Below are 16,168 nucleotides of genomic sequence, written 5' to 3'. Positions count from 1 at the left end.
GCGCGCCGCCGGCCCGACCGACCGCTAGGGTCTTTCCCGTGCCCGCCGAACCCGCCACACCGTCCAGCGTCGACCTCGAAGACCCTGGTGGCCGCACCGCACGGCGGATCGTCGGGGCACTGGCGCTCGCCTCGGTGTTGCCGGTGCTCTACCTGCCGGGCACCGTGCACGACTTCTTCGACCTCAAGATCTATATGGCGGCGATGGACTGGTGGGCCGCCGGCAATCCGCTCTACGACTACGCCCAGCCCGACCGGGTGCAGGGTGAGCTCTTCTTCACCTATCCCCCGTTCGCCGCGTTGCTGCTGCTGCCGTTCTCCCTGCTGAAGCTGGGCGCCACGGTGGCGATCTTCACCGGCCTGACCGTGCTCGGCGTGGTGGTCACCACCAAGTGGCTGCTCGACCCGGTGATCCGCCGGCACCGCCTGCCGTACGCGTTCACCCTGGCCGTGGGCGCGCTGCTGGTCCTCGGCGTGGAGAGCACCCGGGAGACGATCACCTTCGGACAGATCAACATGCTGCTGGTGGTGCTGATCCTCGCCGACCTGCTCTTCGCCGTACCCCGTGGCAGCCGGTGGGCCGGGATCGGCATCGGGCTGGCCACGGCGCTGAAGCTCTTCCCGGGCATCTTCATCGTCTATCTGCTGGCCACCCGGCGCTGGCGCGCGGCGGTGGTGGCGAGCGCGGCCGCCGCCGGAGCCACCCTGCTCGCCGCTGCGGTGGCACCCGGCGACTCGTGGCGCTTCTGGACGCACGAGCTGTGGGCCACCGACCGGGTCGGTCGCACCGACTACACCGGCAACCAGTCGCTGTTCGGGCTGCTGAGCCGGCTGACCGCGCCGGAGGAGCCGAGCCGGTTGATCTGGCTGCCCCTGGTCGCGGCCGTCGTCGCGTACGGCCTCTGGCGGGCGGTACGCGCCACCCAGGCCGGCGACGCACTCACCGCGCTGACCCTGACCGGCCTGGTCGCCGCCCTGATCAGCCCGATCACCTGGACGCACCACATCTACTGGTTCGTCCCGGCGGTGATCATCCTGATCGACGCGGCGTTGCGGACCGATCCCCGCACGCCCGAGGGGGCGCGGCGGCGCCGCCGGCTGAGTTGGCTCGCGCTCGGCACCTCGATGATCATCGTGTACGGCGTGGTGTCGTTCTACGACTGGGGCGTCACTCCGACACCCACCCAGACGCCGTGGGAGTTCGTACTCCGCAACGCGTACGTGCTGCTCTGCCTGCTGCTGCTGGTCGTGCTGCCGGTGCGTCCGCGGGTGGACCGGCCACTGACCGAGTCGCACGAAGCGGACACTCTTCCCGAGACGACCATTCACCGGTAATCTGCCCGTAGAGGCATCATCCCTCCGATGGGCACCGATATCCCCCGGTGATGGGCGGGCCCTCCACGTCGGCAGCGCGGAGGGCCCGCCCCACCCGTCCCGGCACCGGTGCTCACCGATGTGCCGTCAGGACGGCTGCCCCGGCACCCACCGAGGGACCGTCAGGACGGCGGGGCGGGCGGGCGCAGCGGGTGGTGCGGGGCGGGCAGGTCGGCCAGGGTCTCCGGACGCGGCACCGGGGCGATCGCCGCCCGGGGCGCGGCGGCCACCGACACCAGTTGCCGCTCGGGCGTCGCACGCGGCGACGGCGGGGTGCCCAGGCCGCTGAGCGAGCTGACGCCCAGCCTGCCGGCGAGCACCGGCACCTGGTCGGGTTCGACCACGAAGACCACCTCGCGCGGGCGTACCGGGCGCAGCAGCACCAGCGCCGCGAGGACCACCAGCAGGATGCCGCCGGCCAGCGAGCCCCAGGTGGCCGGCGCGACCCAACCGGCCCGCAACTCGGCGCGCAGGTCAAGGGCCAGGTCGGCCCGGCCGTCGGGGTGCATCAGCACCAGGCTCAGTCGCTGACCGGCCAGTTCCCCGGGACTCCATTCGAGGGCGCCGGCACCCGCGCGTACCCAGAAGGTCTGTGCGGCCGGGGCGGCCGGCACGGTCGGCGGCGTGCCGACCTCCGGGGCGCGGTGCTCCAGCCGGACCGGCAGCGGGCCCCGGGCCAGGGCGGTCCGCTGCACCACCGCGTGCGGTGCCCCGGCCAGCCAGCGACGCGCCTCGTCGGCCGGGGCCAACCCGACGAACGCCGGGCCGTCCGGTGTGCGGGCCTCCAGCCGCAGCCGCGCCTGCCCGACCCGACTGAACGGCACCTCCTGCCGCAGCAGCGCGTCCAGGTCGACCACCACCACCGCGTGCCCGGGTGTCCGCACGGTCTCGACGCGGGCGGTGAACCCCCCGCCCGGATCCGCGTGACTGGTCAACAGGCCGAGTCCGGCGGCACCGAGCAACGCGGTGGTGCCGGTGATCAGCAGCACCATGCCGGCCAACGCCCACACGAAACGCATCCGCCTTGTCCCCCTCCGTAGCGAGATACCCGGCAGACCTTACCCACGGCGAACGGCTGATCTGCGGATATCCACGGCAGCGGGTCCGAAAGCGGACGGGCCCGCCGGGGACATCCCGGCGGGCCCGCGACAACCGGAGCGGTCAGGAGGTCGAGGTCGCCTCGCCGTCGCGGTCGGCCGGGCCGGCGTCCCGGCGGGTACGCGAGAACGCGAGCCCGCCCAGCACCAGACCACCGACCCCGGCGACCAGCCCGGCAACGCCCAGGCCGACGGCCAACCCGGAGCCGTCCTCGTCATCGTCGTCAGCCACCGTTTCCGGCGCGGGCGCCCCGGCCGGCCCCTCCGTCGGGGTGCCGGCGGCGGCGAGGGTGAGCACCGGCGCCGGGGCGGCGGGCTCCTCACCGCCCGGCTGCGGCTCGTCGATCCAGCGCACCACCCCGCCGTCGGAGTAGGTCTGCAGCGCCTTGAAAACCATCTGGTCCACCTCGGGCAGCGGGCCCAGCATGACCGGGAACTCCTGGAACGTGCCCGGGGCGATCCCGGCGTCGCCGCTCGCCGTCCAGGTGACCTTCGCGACCACGTCCGAGATCTCCGCACCGTGCACCAGGATCGGCGGGTCGACCCGCCGATTCTCCACCGCCACCGTCCAGCCCGGCACCGGCGCGGTGGAGACCGAGCCGATCGCGGCGTTCTCCGGCAGGAAGATCTCCAGCTTGGTGGTCGACGCCGTGTCGCTCTCGTTCGGCACCCGGAACGCGAACCTGCCGTAGTCGCCCTGCTCGGCCTCGCTCGGGCTGATCGAGACGTGGGCCGACGCGGGCGTCGCGAAGCCGAGGACGGCGGTGGCGACGGCGCCGAGCGCCAGGGCGGCGGCGGTACCCACGGTACGCCGGTGACGGATCATCGGTATGGAACCTCTCTAGGCAACGGGCACGGTGGCGGTCACCGTGGCCTGGTCGATCTCGGTGGTCCGGGCGGTCACCCGCAGCTCCCACTCCCCCGGACCCGGCAGCGTGATCTCGCCGGTCGCATGGTTGTCGGTCAGCGGCAGCAGCGGGATGTCGATCGCCTCGATCCCGGCCGACGGCAGCGCGATGGTGGCCTTCCACTCGACGACCGGCTGCGGCCGGTTGTCCAGCGTGTACGCGTAGAAGTGCACCGAGTTGTTGCCCCGCCGGGCCGGGGACATCTCGATCTGCAGCGCGTAGAGCGTGCTCTCCACCCGGGTGGTGAAGTAGCCGGCGTCGACGGCGGCGACGTCCGAGGAGGCGGTCCGCGCGGGAGTGGTCTGCACCAGGACGGCGGAGACGCCGAGCACGACCGCGGTGACCGCCAGCTCCGCCCAGACGGCCCGGCGTACCGGCGCGGGGCGGCTGGCCGCGATCCGCTTGCGGATCAGGTTCCGCGAGTACGCGGCCAACCCGATCACCACGGCGAAGAGCCCGACCTTGGCCAGCACCAGTCGGCCGTACGTGGTGCCGACCAGCGCTGCCGGGGTGGCCACCTCGATCAGCGCCTGGACGATGCCGGCGAGCAGCAGCGCGGAGACCGCCAGCGCGGCCCAGCGCGACCAGATCGGCAGGATCGCGCCCAACTCCCGCTCGTCCGCCCGGGGCAGCAGGAAGGCGGCGAGCATCACCAGACCGCCCAGCCAGACCGCCATGCTGCCCAGGTGCACCGCGTCGACGATCACCGACACCGCCGGGGCGGGTGAGGCCGCCGGGTGCCCGGCCAGCGGCCAGGTGAGCAGCGCCGCACCGGCGAGCAGGCCGAGGATGATCAGATCGGCCCGGCCGACCGGCCCGGCGAGCAGCGGCCGGAGCAGGAACACCGCCGCCGCGAGCAGTCCCAGCCGGATCAGGTGCGCGGCGCCGAAGGTGCTGCCGAGCACCAGGCCCAGCCCCTCGCCGCTGATGTCGAACGGCCCGCCCCCGCTGGTGTACGGCACCTGCAACAACGCCACCGCGACGGTGGAGACCGCCACCAACCCCAGGCCGGTCCAGGCCAGGCGGGCCGGTCCCTGCCGGGAGAGCCGACGCGGCCAGAGCAGCGCGAGCACCAGTGCGGGGCCCACGAGCAGCAGCAGACCGACGTACCCGACGAACTTCGCGGTCTTGATCGCGTTGGTGACCAGCGGATCGGCCCGGCCGTCGTCGCCGCTGTCCACCGGCGGCTCCGAGGGCGCGCCGACGGAGTACGTGAACGCACCGGAGACCGGGTGGCTGTCCGCCGAGATCACCCGGTAGGTCACCAGGTAGGTGCCGTTGCCGCCGGAGGTGTCGACCGCGATGTTGACCACGCTGTCGGTGAAGGTCGGATCGCCCCGGTCGACGCGGGAGCCGTCCGGGGCGATGACCCGGATCCGGTCCGGCACCCGGCGGACCGTCTCGCTGAAGGTGAGGACCACCTCGGCCGGCACCGTGGGCACCACGGCCGACGCGGCCGGGCTGCTGCTGGAGAGCACGGCGTGGGCGGCGGCCGGTCCGGCGGGGACGAGCAGCAGGGCGACGACGGTGACCAGCAGGCCGGCAGCGGCGGCCCAGCGGGCGGATCGGCGGCGAGGGACGGCAGTCATGACCCACATCGTCTCCGACCGGACCCCCTTCCGGCGAGTCGCGGCCATCGATTGACGACTATCGTCCTCGATCGGGTACGCCCACGCGGGTGCCGAGCCGAGGTCATGAGCGGGTAGTCGGCCGGAACCCGGAGAAAGTTCCCGGCGTGGCGCAGGCCATGAAGGGCCGAAGGACCCTGCTGCTGCCGGTCCCGCCGCGTAACCTGGGTTGTCGTGATCCCCGCTCCGCGCGACAGCCGCGCCACCGCCGACACCGGCGGTGTCGACGGACACGCCGGCCCCGACCCGGCCACCGGATGGGCCCTCGCCGCCCGCGACGGCGACCCGGCCGCCCAGGCCGCCTTCGTCCGGGCCACCCAGGCCGAGGTGTGGCGGTTCACGGCGGCACTGCTCGACCGGGACAGCGCGGACGACCTCACCCAGGAAACCTACCTGCGGGCGTTCCGGGCACTGCCCACCTTCGAGGGCCGGTCCACCGCCCGCACCTGGCTGCTCGGCATCGCCCGGCGGGCCTGCGCCGACCACCTCCGGACGGTGGTCCGGCGGCGACGCCTCGACCAGCGACTCACCGCCCACGCGCACACCGACCTGGCACACCCCGATCCGGCCGGGCAACTCGGCACGGCCGACCTTGTCCGCCGACTGCCCGCCGAGCGGCGCGGCGCGTTCGTGCTGACCCAACTGCTCGGCCTCTCGTACGCCGAGGCGGCGACCGTGGAGGGCGTGCCGGTGGGCACCATCCGATCCCGGGTCGCCCGGGCCCGCGCCGACCTCGTGGACGCGGTCGGTGAGGCGCTGGCCGGGTGAACGGGGCTGCGCGGAGCGCGACGTCGAGGTGGACACGGTGGCGGCCCTGGCTCGGGCTCGCCCTCCGGCTCGGGCTGGCCGCCGTCTGGCTCTATGCCGGCGCCTCCAAGGTCGGTGACCTGGCCGCCTCCGGCCGCAGTGTGCACGCGTACCAGGTGATGCCGTACGACCTGGCGGTGGTGATCGGCGCGGCGCTGCCCTTCGTCGAGCTGGCGTTGGGCGTACTCCTGCTGCTCGGGTTGGCCACCCGGCTGACCGCCGGGGTCTCGGCGGTCCTGCTGCTGCTCTTCATCGCGGGCATCGCCTCGGCCTGGGCCCGTGGCCTGGCGATCGACTGCGGTTGCTTCGGGACCGGCGGCGAGCTGCCGACCGGGCAGCGCCCCAGCTACCTCCCGGAGATCCTCCGGGACGTGGCCTTCCTGGCGATGGCCGGGTTCCTGCTGATCTGGCCCCGGACGGCCGTCTCACTCGACGGCGTCCTGACGGGCGAACCGGTGGAGGACGAAGATGAGTAGTCGCAAGGGACGCAAGGACGCGGCAAGGGTCGTCCGGGAGCAACTGGCCCGCGAGCGGCGCCGCAAACGGACCCTGTGGATCTCACTCAGCGCGGTGGTGGTGCTGGTCATCGCCGGGCTGATCGGGTGGAGTGTCTGGTCGGGCCAGCGGTCCGGCGACTTCACCCCGCCACCGGGCGCCAACGACGCGGGCACCGGCGTGGTGGTCGGCACCGGACCGGTCACCGTCGACGTGTACGAGGACTACATCTGCCCGGCCTGCAAGCAGTTCGAGCAGACCAGCGGCCCCACCCTCAAACAGCTCGTCGACGACGGCAAGATCCGGGTCGTGTACCACCCGGTGGCCTACCTGAACCGCTTCTCCAGCACCCAGTACTCGACCCGTGCGTCCGCCGCCTCCGGGTGCGCCGCCGAGGGCGGCAGGTTCAGCGAGTTCGGCGCGGCGTTGTTCGAGCGCCAGCCGCCGGAGGGCGGCGCCGGCCTCAGCAACGACCAGCTCATCGACATCGGCGCCGAGGTCGGGCTGGACCGGGACGCCTTCGGCACCTGCGTCCGGGACGGCAGGTACACGTCGTGGACCGCGCACGTCACCGAGGAGGCCAACCGCGCCGACGTCACCGGCACCCCGACCGTGCTGGTCGACGGCGAGCCGGTGCAGCAGTGGACGCCGGAGAACATCACCGCCGCGGTGGAGGCGGCCGGAAAGTGATCCGTGCCCTGGCGGCCCGCGTCGGGCTGTCGCCCCTGGCGGCCCGTCCCTGGCTGTCGCCCCTGGCGGCCCGCGTCGGGCTGCTGCTCACCGCCGTGGTCGCCGCGCTGCTGGTGACCGCCGCCCCGGCCGCCGCACACGGCGCGGACGCGCCCGACGGCACCGACTACCGGGTGGCGGTCGGCGCGGTCGCGGCCCGACCCGACCTGCGGGTCCGGGTGGTCGAGGCGGGCGCCAGACTGGAACTGACCAACACCGGTGACCGGCCGGTCGAGGTGATCGGCTACTCGGGCGAGCCCTACCTGCGGGTCGGGCCGGACGGCGTCTTCGAGAACACCCGCTCCCCGGCGACGTACCTGAACCGCACCATCCTCGCCGACACCCCGCTGCCGGACGAGGTCGATCCGGCCGCCGCACCGCAGTGGCGACGCGTCGACACCGGCACCACCGCCCGCTGGCACGACCAGCGCGCGCTGTGGCGCGAGGCGGGTCCGCCCGCCCAGGTCCGCGCCGCACCCGACCGCGAGCACCGGGTACGCGACTGGGCCGTACCGCTGCGCGACGCGGACGGGCGCACCGAGATCCGGGGCACCCTGGACTGGGTGCCGCCGCCGGACGCGTACCCCTGGTGGGTGGCGATCACGCTCGGCGCGCTCGCGGTGGGCGCGGCCGGGCTGCTGCCGGCCGCCTCCTCCCCCGGCGGTCGGGCGCGGACCGGCCTCGGTGCGCTGCTGGCGGTCGGCGGGGTGGCGGCGGTCGTGCTCGCCGTGGGACGGGTGCTCGACGCCGGGGCCGAAGGAGTCGGCGCCGTGCTGGCCGGGCTGCTCTCCGGCCCGGTCTGGACGCTGGTGACCGGGCTCGGCGCGATCGTCGCCGGTGGCGTGGCGGTGACCCGACGCGACGGTGTGGACTTCGTGCTGGCGCTGGCCGGGGCGTGCCTGGCCCTCTTCGCCGGGATCGCCAACGCCGCCGTGCTGTCCCGGGCCGTCCCACCGGTGCCCTGGTCGGCCACCGCCACCCGGATGCTGGTCGTGGTGGTCATCGTCGCCGGGGCCGGAGCACTCGCCGCCGCGGTGCTGCGCCTGCACGCCACCGGCCGGGCCGCCACACCGACCGGGCCGACCGAGCCCGCCACACCGACCGAGCCGGCCGAACCGGTCACTCGGTGACCGGGTACGGCAGGGGGCGGAACGGGTAGGGCAGTTCGAGCCAGTGCCGCGCCAGCAGCTCCGCGTCGGCCAGGAGCGCCGGGGTCGGAGCGTCGGCGACGATCCGGCCGGCGTCCAGGATCACCGAGCGGTCGCAGAGTTCGTAGGCGTACGGCAGGTCGTGGGTGACCATCAGCAGCGTCACCGGCAGGGACCGCAGGATCACGGCCAGCTCCCGCCGGGCCGCCGGGTCCAGGTTGGACGAGGGCTCGTCCAACACCAGGATCTCCGGACGCATGGCCAGCACGGTGGCCACCGCCACCCGGCGGCGCTGACCGAACGAGAGATGGTGCGGGGTCCGCTCCCGGTGCTCCGACATGCCGACGGCGGCCAGCGCCTCGTCCACCCGAGCGGTGAGTTCCGCGCCGCGCAGCCCGAGGTTGGCCGGTCCGAAGGCCACGTCCTCGGCGACGGTCGGCAGGAAGAGCTGGTCGTCCGGGTCCTGGAAGACGATGCCGACCCGGCGGCGGATCTCCGCCAGCGTGGCCCGGTCCGGACCGACCGCCAGGCCGCCCACGGTGACGCCGCCCTCGGTGGGCACCAGGATCCCGTTGAGGTGCAGCACCAGCGTGGTCTTGCCGGCACCGTTCGGGCCGAGCAGGGCCACCCGTTCACCCCGGGCCACCGTCAGGTCGACACCGCGCAACGCGACGTGCCCGTCCGGGTAGGCGTACCGGACGCCGTGCACGTGCAGGCTGGGCGGCGGCCCACCGGTGGTCACGTCAGCACGGCGGCGGTGGCCGCCACGGTGCCCGCCAGCACCGGGACGGTGGCCGCGAGCAGCCACTGACCGGTCGTCGCCGCACCCGGACCCGACCACACCACCGGCATCACGCCGGTGTACCCGCGCGAACGCATCGCCAGGTACACCCGCTCCCCCCGCTCGAAGGCGCGCAGGAACAAGGCACCGACCCCGACCGCGAACCCCCGCACCTGCCAGAGGAAACGCGGGTCGTCGCCCCGGGAGATCCGGGCGATCCGCATCCGGCGGGCCTCACCCACCAGCACGTCCAGGTAGCGCAGCATGAAGGTGGCGATCTGGGTGAGGATCTGCGGGCAGCGCAGCCGGTCCAGCCCGACGATCAGATCCCGCGTGGTGGTGGTCGCGGCCAGCAGCAGCGACGCCCACACGCCCAGGGTGCCCTTGGCGAGGATGTTCCCCGCGCCGTACAACCCGTCGACCGACAACGCCAGCCCGAGCACGTCGACCCGCTCACCGGTGCCGAGGAACGGCAGCGCGACCGCGAACAGCACGAACGGCAGCTCGATCGTCGAGCGCAGGAGCAGCCAACCGGCGGGCACCCGGGCCAGCGCGGCGACGGCGGCGACCAGCAGGGCGTACACGCCGAAGGCCCAGAGCGCCACGCGGGGCGTCGCGACGACGGCGACGGTGAACGCCACCATCGCCGCGATCTTGACCTCCGGCGGCAGCCGGTGCACCGGTGAGTCGGACTCCCGGTACAGCACGTGCGCGGCGGCCATCCCCGCCGCTACCCCCGGCCCGACGCGGTGACGCCGTTCCGGTCCGCCTCGCCGTCCGGCCCCGGGCCACGACGGCGGACCAGCCAGAACGCGCCGCCGGCCACGGCGAAGGTGAGCAGTACGCCCAGCACGCCGGCCAGACCGGTGGAGACGACGTCGTTGTCCAGCCCGGCGATGCCGTAGTCGGCCAGCGGCCCGCCGATCTCGTGCTCCTTCTCCTGCCGCGCCGGGCAGTCCCCGCCGACGATCTCGTCGTCGGCGTCGAAGACGCAGCCCTCCCGCAGCGACGAGTCCAGCCCGTCGGGGTGCGCCGAGGCGACGCTGCTGACCAGCCCGGCCAGCAGCAGCGCGACGAGCAGACCGCCGACGAGGAAGGACCGGGACCGGGTACTCATCGGACACCTCCGGTAGCCGGGACGGACCTCGACGCGGTCGGCGACAGGGCCCGCAGCGCGTACACCAGGTCGGGTCGGACCTTCGCCACGGTGACCACGGTGGTCGCCGTGATCAGCCCCTCGCCGACGCCGATGAGCAGGTGGGAGGCGGCCATCGTGCCGGCCAGACCGGCCAGGTTGCCGCCGAGGTCGGTGGTGCCGCCGAGCTGGTACTGCAGCACGAAGCCCATCGCCGCGACCAGCACACTGACCACCGAGGCGACGAAGGCCGCCACCGCCAGCCCGGTCGGCGTACGCGGCAGCACCCGCAGCAGGAGCGCGATCGTCAGGTACGCCACCGCGATGCCGACGACCGCCATGTTGGTCACGTTGAGCCCGAGCATCGCCACGCCGCCGTCACCGAAGACCAGTGCCTGCACCGCCAGCACCACCGCCACGCAGAGCGCGCCGACCCAGGGACCGACCAGCATGGCGGCGAGCGCACCGCCGAGCAGGTGGCCGCTGACTCCCCCGATGAAGATCGGGAAGTTGAGCATCTGCACGGCGAAGATGAACGCGGCGACCAGACCGGCCATCGGCGCGAGGCGGTCGTCCAGGTCCTGTCGTCCGCGCCGGACGCAGAACGCCATCGCCGCCAGCGCCAGCACCCCGAAGGCCGCCGCCACCGGGCCGTTGATGATTCCGTTGGAGATGTGCATGGCCAGGGTTTCCACGTGACCTCCCACGTGACGGCGGGCCCACGCTCGCCGGCAGAGGTGAGCGTATTTCCCGACATAGGCTGTTGCCAATACCTGGCAAGAGGGTGATCACGGGTGCGGCGTGCCGACCGGGTCGGCACGGCACGGCGGTAGGGTCGTGCCATGACCGCACCCGCTCGTCTCGCCGCCGGTGACGCGGCACCCGAGTTCACCCTCCCCACCGACACCGGAGGGCAGCTCACCCTGGCCGACCTGCGCGGCCGCAAGGTCATCCTGTACGCCTACCCGGCCGCGATGACCCCCGGCTGCACCAAGCAGGCCTGCGATTTCCGTGACTCGCTCGCCTCGCTCCAGGCCGCCGGCTACGAGGTGATCGGCATCTCGCCGGACAAGCCGGAGAAGCTGGCCACGTTCCGCGAGCGCGACGCGATCACCTTCCCGCTGGTCGCCGACACCGACAAGTCGGTGCTGACCGCGTACGGGGCGTACGGCGAGAAGCAGTCCTACGGCCGTACGGTGACCGGGGTGATCCGCTCGACGTTCGTCATCGACGAGAACGGCAAGATCGAGCGGGCGCTCTACAACGTCAAGGCCACCGGCCACGTCGCCAAGCTCCGCCGCGATCTCGGCCTGGACTGACGCGGCGGACCGCCCGCCGACTCGACACGGTCCCGGCGCGACGCTCTAGACTCTGTCTCGCTGGCGGGAGTGGCGTAATGGCAGCCGCGGTAGGTTTAGGTCCTATTGTCCGAAAGGACGTGGGGGTTCGAATCCCCCCTCCCGCACCGACCGGTCCGTCGCCTTGGTCACGATCGCAGGTGATCGGGGTGCGGTTCGATGACGATGGGCACCGTGAGTCTGCGCTTCGTCCTGGATCCCGAGCTGACCCCCGATCTGCGTACCCGGATCGTCGCGCTCTGGGTCGACGTCACCAACGCGGGCGGGGCGGTCGGCTTCGTCGCCCCGGTCACCGCCGACCATGTCCGCACCATCGCCGACCCGACGCTGGCCGGGATCGCGGACGGGCCGGACCGCCTGCTGCTGGGGTACGACGGTGACCGGCTGGTCGCCATGGCGATCTTCACCGACCCACGGTTCCACCTCAAGACGCACCTGCGGGTGCTCACCCGCGTGATGGTGCACCCGGACACGCAGGGGCGTGGACTCGGCGAGGCGCTGATGCGCGAGGCCGAGCGGGTGGGCCGGGTCCTGGGGCTGGCGGCCCTGCACGTGACGGTGCGGGACGGGCTGGGACTGGACCGGTTCTATCGGCGACTCGGCTACCGCGAGGTGGGCCGCTGGCCCGCAGCGCTGCGGGTCGGCCCCGGCGACGACCGCGACGAGATCCTGATGTGGCTCGGGTTGACGCCCGACCCGACCGGCTAGCGCTGCCGGCGAGCGGGTCGTCAGGTGCCGCAGCCCGGCGTCGTGGCGGCCACCGGCACGGGCGGCAGGGCGGCGGGATCGCTGGTCGGCGCGGCCGGGGTCGCCGTCTCGGCCGACGGGGTGGTCGAGACGGACGGGGTCGGGCTTCCGGTGGCGCTGGCGCGCGGTTTCGGACTGGCCGACGGTGACCGGGACGCGGTGGTCGTGCCGCCCGTGGTGCCGCCGTACATCCGGACCGTGGAGCGCTGGACCTGACCGGGAGCCATCCGGATGCCGGTGGCGGTCACCCGGTGTCCACGGGTGTCGGTCACCCGGATCTGGTACGGTCCGGGGCCTGCGCCGGAGTCGATCAGCCAGTAGTTGTAGCTCTCCCGGGCGGCCGCCCGCCAGTTACCCGAACTGCCTTGGCGTACCTCGACCGCGCGCAGCGGGTTGCCGTGTCCGGCGACCAGCACGGCGAACCAGTACTGCGACGCGCCTTCCTTGATCCGGAAGGTGAGCGGGCCGGCCAGCGGCGGGTCGACCACCAGGCGGTAGCTGACGTTCACGATGCCCTGCACCGGGTCGGCGATCCGGGCGAACGCCTCCCGGGAGAGGTCGATGTGTCCGGGCGCGCACTCCGGGCACTGGTCCATGATCATGACACGGACCTTGCCCTTGGGCCCGGTCACGTCGAGGTAACCGCCGCAGCCCGCGCCGCCGGCGTACTCGCTGGGGCCGAGGGCGACGTAGAGACGGTCGGCGGGGGCGGACGGGTAGGAGCAGTTGCCGCCCTCGCCCTTGGAGTCGTAGAAGGTCGACTTCCCCTTGTTGAGGGTGCCGGCGGCGGGCGGGGCGAGCAGCGCGGCGGCGACCGGGGCGGCGGCGCGGGGCGGTGCGGCGCAGGCGGGTGCGGCACCCGAGCGCAGGGCGAGGGTCAGGCCGAGAACGGTGGCGAGTGTCGCCACGGCCCCACCGGCCAGCCAACGGCCCAGCTTCGGACGCCGGGTGCGGGCTCGGTCGGCGGGGCCGTCGGTTCCGTCGGTCACGCGGACCGATGTTGCCGGACGGCCACCGGGTCGGACAAGCCACCTAAGCGAAAGCTAAGACGAAGATCAGCGGGGCCGGTCGACACGCCTCAACCGGCCGGTTCCACCTGGTCACCGACGGTGAGCCGGCCGTACTCCACCGGTACGACGTTCAGCCCGAACAGCAACTGGCGACCGATGTTGCGGTGCCGGGCGAGGGTGCGCAACGGTTCCCGGCCGCGTACCCCGGTCTCCTGGTCGGTGGTGGTGACCAGGCAGCGGGCCGACGTGCCGGCGGCGCGGAACGCGACACCGCCGATCCGCAGCGGCCTCCCCTCCCAGCCGTCCTCCGCCCAGGCGGGTGCGCCGTCGACGACCAGGTTGGGACGGAACCGGGTCATCGGCACCGGTTCCGCGCCCGCCTCGGTCAGCCAGTCGCCGAGCGCGGCCAGCGACGTGGTGCTGGTCAGCAGCACCGGGTACGCGTCGGCGAAGCTGACCCGGTCGCCCGGGTCGTGCTTCTTGCGGCCCGGTTCGATGTGCCGGGTCGGCTCGGCCAGCCAGACCAGCCGGACCGGCCGGTCCAGCACCGCGCTGCACCACGCGTCGGCGGCCGGGCCGGCGGGAAGCGCGTCGACCCGCAGCACCCGACGGCGGAAGGTGCGCACCGGCACCGGGTCGACGCCGACCGGCTCGGGCACCGACAGGTCGGGCTGCCCCTCGGCGCGCAGCAGCAGCCCGTCGGGTCCGGGCCGGGCATGCACCCGGACCAGCGAGGTGTCCTCGCGCTGGGTGACGCCGACGCCTTCGGCGTCCACGACCATCCAGCGCCGGTCGCCGTCGAGGCCCCACGGCGCCACCCCGACCTCGGCGTGGCCGATCCCCCGACAGCCCTTGATCGGATAGGTGTTGATCTCGGTCAACCGCACCCGGTCACCATGCCACCCCGATGCCGTCGCCGGGGTACCAGTGGTCGACCGGCGTCTCCCGGTAGGCGAGGAACCGGCGGCCGGTCCGCTCGGCGTGGTCGGCCAGCACGGTGGTGTGCGTGACGTTGTCGGTGAGCAGCATCGCCCCCGGTGCCAGCTTCGACTCGACGGCGTCGAACTCGCGCTTCTCGTAGGCGCGGCGGTGGTCGCTGTCGTGCAGGAACAGGTCGACCGGCCGGTCCAGGGCGCCGATCGACTCGACGGAGTCGCCGACGACCAGGTCGATCACCTCCGACCAGGGCGCGACCCGGGCCAGGTAGCCGGCCTCCGGGTTGATGTCGATCGAGCTGACCCGGCCGGGGTGGCCCTCGGCGGCGTTGCGCAGCAGAGCGGCGGCGAGTACGCAACTGCCCAGCCCCTTGTCCACGCCGGTCTCCACGATGTGCGTCGGCTTGCGGGCACGGACGATCGCGTACCAGCCGATCCGGCGGGCGTACCGGACCTGCGTGTCGGCCAGCCCGCGACGGGCCGCACCGGCGGTGGCCGAGGAGATGTGCTGCCGCAGCGCGTCGTCCGACTCGATCTCCTTCAGGTAACCGCGCACCTGCTGCACCGGCAGGTCGCAGACCACGCTGACGAACCAGGCGAGGTGGCTGCGGCTGAGCTTGGTCAGCTCGTACGTGTAGTTGTGGTGCTCCCGGGAGGCCACCAACCAGCGGACCGAGGTACGGAGCACCCGGGCGTCATGACGGGCGACCGCGACCAGTCGCTTCGGGAAGGCGGCAACGGGTGCGAGGCGGGTACGGGCAATGGCCCGACGCAGCTTGACGGCGTCCACGGCTGGGTTGTATCAGACTGACGGGAACGTGTGGGGGACACGACGGGACGGCCAGGCGAAATTCGGCACCGGCCGGGGATTCCCCGAGAACGTGAAATCAGTAGCATCTCCGCCATGTCGAGTGGAGAGCAGGCCGGGACCGTCTCCCCGGCGGAGAACCCGCCTGCGGGAGGCACCGACGCGCCGGAGCCGACGACCGCCGGCAGACCGCGTCGCCGATGGCTGCGGATCACCCTGATCAGCGTGCTGGTGCTGGTGCTGGTCGGCGCCGGGGGCATGGTGGCCGCAGGCTTCTATCTGAAGTCGGTCGAGTCGGACATCGAGCGGGTCGACGCCTTCGACGGCGTACCGGCGGAGACCCGGCCCGAGGTGGTCGCCACCGACGCGCTCAACATTCTGGTGCTCGGCAGCGACTCGCGCGATCCGGAGAGCACCGGCGGTTCTCGCACGGACACCATCATCCTGGCCCACCTGCCGAAGGACCGCTCCAGCGCCCAGCTCATCTCCATCCCCCGCGACACCTGGGTCGCCGTGCCACGCTCCGCGGAGGGACGCGGCGGTCGCGACGCGAAGATCAATGCCGCGTACGCGTGGGGTGGGGTGCCGCTCATGGTGCAGACCGTGGAACAGTTCACCAAGGTCCGCATCGACCACGTGCTGATGGTCGACTTCGCCGGTTTCACGGAGATCATCGACGCGCTCGGCGGCATCGAGGTGAACTCCGAGAAGCAGTTCACCTCGATCCATCCACCGTTCCGCACGTTCCAGGCCGGTCCGCAGAAGATGGACGGCGAGACGGCTCTCGACTACTCCCGCCAGCGCAAGCAGTTCGCCGACGGCGACTTCTCCCGCATCCGGCACCAGCAGCAAGTGATCAAGGCGATCCTGGACAAGGCGACCTCGGGCGGGTTGCTCACCAACCCGGCGCGGCTGAACTCCTTCCTCCAGGCCACCTCCGGCTCGCTCTCGATGGACAAGGATCTCTCCCTGTTCGACATGGCCACCGAGAACCGCAACCTGCGCGGCCGGAGTCTGACGTTCGTGACCAGCCCGACCAGGGGCACCGGACGGGTCGGCTCGGAGAGCGTGGTCTTCGCCGACGACGAGCGGGTCGACACGTTCTATGCGGCCGTCCGCCGGGACGCCGTCCAGGACATCATCGCCGGGGCAGAGAAGAAGTGACCGGTGGTGGTGCGGCGCTCCGGTCGGGGCGCCGCACCACCACTG

General features: G+C 73.1%; 17 protein-coding genes, 1 tRNA gene and 1 pseudogene. 9 read left to right on the top strand and 10 right to left on the bottom strand.

What is annotated here, in order from left to right:
* The first annotated feature begins 38 nt into the window (after positions 1–38).
* Positions 39–1,334: a glycosyltransferase family 87 protein gene (locus ABZ738_RS12835; RefSeq protein ID WP_131051244.1), complete on the top strand. Its 1,296-nt coding sequence runs from the start codon at positions 39–41 to the stop codon at positions 1,332–1,334.
* A gap of 266 nt (positions 1,335–1,600) precedes the next feature.
* Here the strand turns inward: ABZ738_RS12835 and ABZ738_RS12830 are convergent.
* From ABZ738_RS12830 to ABZ738_RS12820, 3 genes and pseudogenes are all read right to left on the bottom strand, one after another.
* Positions 1,601–1,864 (bottom strand): annotated as a pseudogene (locus ABZ738_RS12830) (hypothetical protein); the annotation flags it as partial.
* Between the two features lie 670 nt (positions 1,865–2,534).
* Positions 2,535–3,296, bottom strand: a complete 762-nt coding sequence (locus ABZ738_RS12825; protein ID WP_357212863.1) for a YcnI family protein — start codon at positions 3,294–3,296, stop codon at positions 2,535–2,537.
* Between the two features lie 15 nt (positions 3,297–3,311).
* Positions 3,312–4,976, bottom strand: coding sequence for a copper resistance protein CopC (locus tag ABZ738_RS12820; protein ID WP_357212861.1), 1,665 nt, complete (start codon positions 4,974–4,976; stop codon positions 3,312–3,314).
* A gap of 204 nt (positions 4,977–5,180) precedes the next feature.
* Between ABZ738_RS12820 and ABZ738_RS12815 the strand changes: the two genes are divergently transcribed.
* From ABZ738_RS12815 to ABZ738_RS12800, 4 genes are read left to right on the top strand one after another with little or no spacing between them, the layout of a single operon-like run.
* Positions 5,181–5,774 carry a sigma-70 family RNA polymerase sigma factor gene (locus tag ABZ738_RS12815; protein WP_357212858.1) on the top strand — a complete coding sequence of 198 codons (594 nt, stop codon included), beginning with the start codon at positions 5,181–5,183 and terminating at the stop codon, positions 5,772–5,774.
* Positions 5,771–6,289 carry a MauE/DoxX family redox-associated membrane protein gene (locus tag ABZ738_RS12810; RefSeq protein WP_357212855.1) on the top strand — a complete coding sequence of 173 codons (519 nt, stop codon included), beginning with the start codon at positions 5,771–5,773 and terminating at the stop codon, positions 6,287–6,289. Before ABZ738_RS12815 ends, ABZ738_RS12810 begins: the two co-directional genes overlap by 4 nt.
* Positions 6,282–6,998 (top strand): thioredoxin domain-containing protein, encoded by a 717-nt coding sequence (locus ABZ738_RS12805; RefSeq protein WP_176092871.1) that lies wholly within the window; start codon positions 6,282–6,284, stop codon positions 6,996–6,998. Before ABZ738_RS12810 ends, ABZ738_RS12805 begins: the two co-directional genes overlap by 8 nt.
* Positions 6,995–8,167 (top strand): hypothetical protein, encoded by a 1,173-nt coding sequence (locus ABZ738_RS12800; RefSeq protein WP_357212852.1) that lies wholly within the window; start codon positions 6,995–6,997, stop codon positions 8,165–8,167. The genes ABZ738_RS12805 and ABZ738_RS12800 overlap by 4 nt, the downstream gene beginning before the upstream one ends.
* Here ABZ738_RS12800 and ABZ738_RS12795 read toward each other — a convergent pair.
* From ABZ738_RS12795 to ABZ738_RS12780, 4 genes are read right to left on the bottom strand one after another with little or no spacing between them, the layout of a single operon-like run.
* Positions 8,157–8,927, bottom strand: a complete 771-nt coding sequence (locus ABZ738_RS12795) for an ABC transporter ATP-binding protein (RefSeq protein ID WP_357212849.1) — start codon at positions 8,925–8,927, stop codon at positions 8,157–8,159. The genes ABZ738_RS12800 and ABZ738_RS12795 overlap by 11 nt on opposite strands.
* Positions 8,924–9,688: a cobalt ECF transporter T component CbiQ gene (cbiQ, locus tag ABZ738_RS12790; protein ID WP_131056090.1), complete on the bottom strand. Its 765-nt coding sequence runs from the start codon at positions 9,686–9,688 to the stop codon at positions 8,924–8,926. The genes ABZ738_RS12795 and cbiQ overlap by 4 nt, the downstream gene beginning before the upstream one ends.
* An 8-nt stretch (positions 9,689–9,696) precedes the next feature.
* Positions 9,697–10,083 (bottom strand): PDGLE domain-containing protein, encoded by a 387-nt coding sequence (locus tag ABZ738_RS12785; protein WP_357212846.1) that lies wholly within the window; start codon positions 10,081–10,083, stop codon positions 9,697–9,699.
* On the bottom strand, positions 10,080–10,796 hold the full coding sequence (locus ABZ738_RS12780; protein WP_357212843.1) for an energy-coupling factor ABC transporter permease: 717 nt from the start codon (positions 10,794–10,796) through the stop codon (positions 10,080–10,082). The genes ABZ738_RS12785 and ABZ738_RS12780 overlap by 4 nt, the downstream gene beginning before the upstream one ends.
* 147 nt (positions 10,797–10,943) lie before the next feature.
* On the opposite strand from ABZ738_RS12780, the gene bcp reads away from it, so the two are divergent.
* The 3 genes from bcp (at position 10,944) to ABZ738_RS12765 (ending at position 12,167) form a co-directional block, all read left to right on the top strand.
* Positions 10,944–11,420: a thioredoxin-dependent thiol peroxidase gene (bcp, locus tag ABZ738_RS12775; protein ID WP_131056084.1), complete on the top strand. Its 477-nt coding sequence runs from the start codon at positions 10,944–10,946 to the stop codon at positions 11,418–11,420.
* A gap of 63 nt (positions 11,421–11,483) precedes the next feature.
* A tRNA-Leu gene (locus ABZ738_RS12770) sits at positions 11,484–11,566 on the top strand.
* A 67-nt stretch (positions 11,567–11,633) separates the two neighbouring features.
* A complete protein-coding gene (locus ABZ738_RS12765) occupies positions 11,634–12,167 on the top strand; it encodes a GNAT family N-acetyltransferase (protein ID WP_357213300.1) in 534 nt (177 codons plus the stop codon).
* Positions 12,168–12,187: 20 nt separating this feature from the next.
* Here ABZ738_RS12765 and ABZ738_RS12760 read toward each other — a convergent pair whose 3' ends face one another.
* From ABZ738_RS12760 to ABZ738_RS12750, 3 genes are all read right to left on the bottom strand, one after another.
* A complete protein-coding gene (locus ABZ738_RS12760; protein ID WP_357212841.1) occupies positions 12,188–13,195 on the bottom strand; it encodes an expansin EXLX1 family cellulose-binding protein in 1,008 nt (335 codons plus the stop codon).
* Positions 13,196–13,284: 89 nt separating this feature from the next.
* Positions 13,285–14,103: an MOSC N-terminal beta barrel domain-containing protein gene (locus ABZ738_RS12755; RefSeq protein ID WP_131052690.1), complete on the bottom strand. Its 819-nt coding sequence runs from the start codon at positions 14,101–14,103 to the stop codon at positions 13,285–13,287.
* A 4-nt stretch (positions 14,104–14,107) separates the two neighbouring features.
* Positions 14,108–14,941 (bottom strand): class I SAM-dependent methyltransferase, encoded by an 834-nt coding sequence (locus tag ABZ738_RS12750; RefSeq protein ID WP_131052689.1) that lies wholly within the window; start codon positions 14,939–14,941, stop codon positions 14,108–14,110.
* Between the two features lie 114 nt (positions 14,942–15,055).
* Here ABZ738_RS12750 and ABZ738_RS12745 point away from each other — a divergent pair, with 114 nt between their 5' ends.
* Positions 15,056–16,123, top strand: a complete 1,068-nt coding sequence (locus tag ABZ738_RS12745; RefSeq protein ID WP_131052688.1) for an LCP family protein — start codon at positions 15,056–15,058, stop codon at positions 16,121–16,123.
* Positions 16,124–16,168 lie beyond the last annotated feature (45 nt).

Origin of the sequence: Micromonospora sp. NPDC047793 (assembly GCF_040642635.1) — a bacterium.
GTDB lineage: Bacteria > Actinomycetota > Actinomycetes > Mycobacteriales > Micromonosporaceae > Micromonospora.
Note: the sequence above shows the minus strand (reverse complement) of the source record. Positions and strands in the feature narration are given on the sequence as shown.

Excerpts from the sequence above, each read along its gene's own strand:
- ABZ738_RS12825 (WP_357212863.1), bottom strand. The coding sequence starts at position 3,296 with ATGATCCGTCACCGGCGTACCGTGGGTACCGCCGCCGCCCTGGCGCTC.
- ABZ738_RS12820 (WP_357212861.1), bottom strand. The coding sequence starts at position 4,976 with ATGTGGGTCATGACTGCCGTCCCTCGCCGCCGATCCGCCCGCTGGGCC.
- ABZ738_RS12805 (WP_176092871.1), top strand. The coding sequence starts at position 6,282 with ATGAGTAGTCGCAAGGGACGCAAGGACGCGGCAAGGGTCGTCCGGGAG.
- cbiQ (WP_131056090.1), bottom strand. The coding sequence starts at position 9,688 with ATGGCCGCCGCGCACGTGCTGTACCGGGAGTCCGACTCACCGGTGCAC.
- ABZ738_RS12785 (WP_357212846.1), bottom strand. The coding sequence starts at position 10,083 with ATGAGTACCCGGTCCCGGTCCTTCCTCGTCGGCGGTCTGCTCGTCGCG.
- bcp (WP_131056084.1), top strand. The coding sequence starts at position 10,944 with ATGACCGCACCCGCTCGTCTCGCCGCCGGTGACGCGGCACCCGAGTTC.
- ABZ738_RS12745 (WP_131052688.1), top strand. The coding sequence starts at position 15,056 with ATGTCGAGTGGAGAGCAGGCCGGGACCGTCTCCCCGGCGGAGAACCCG.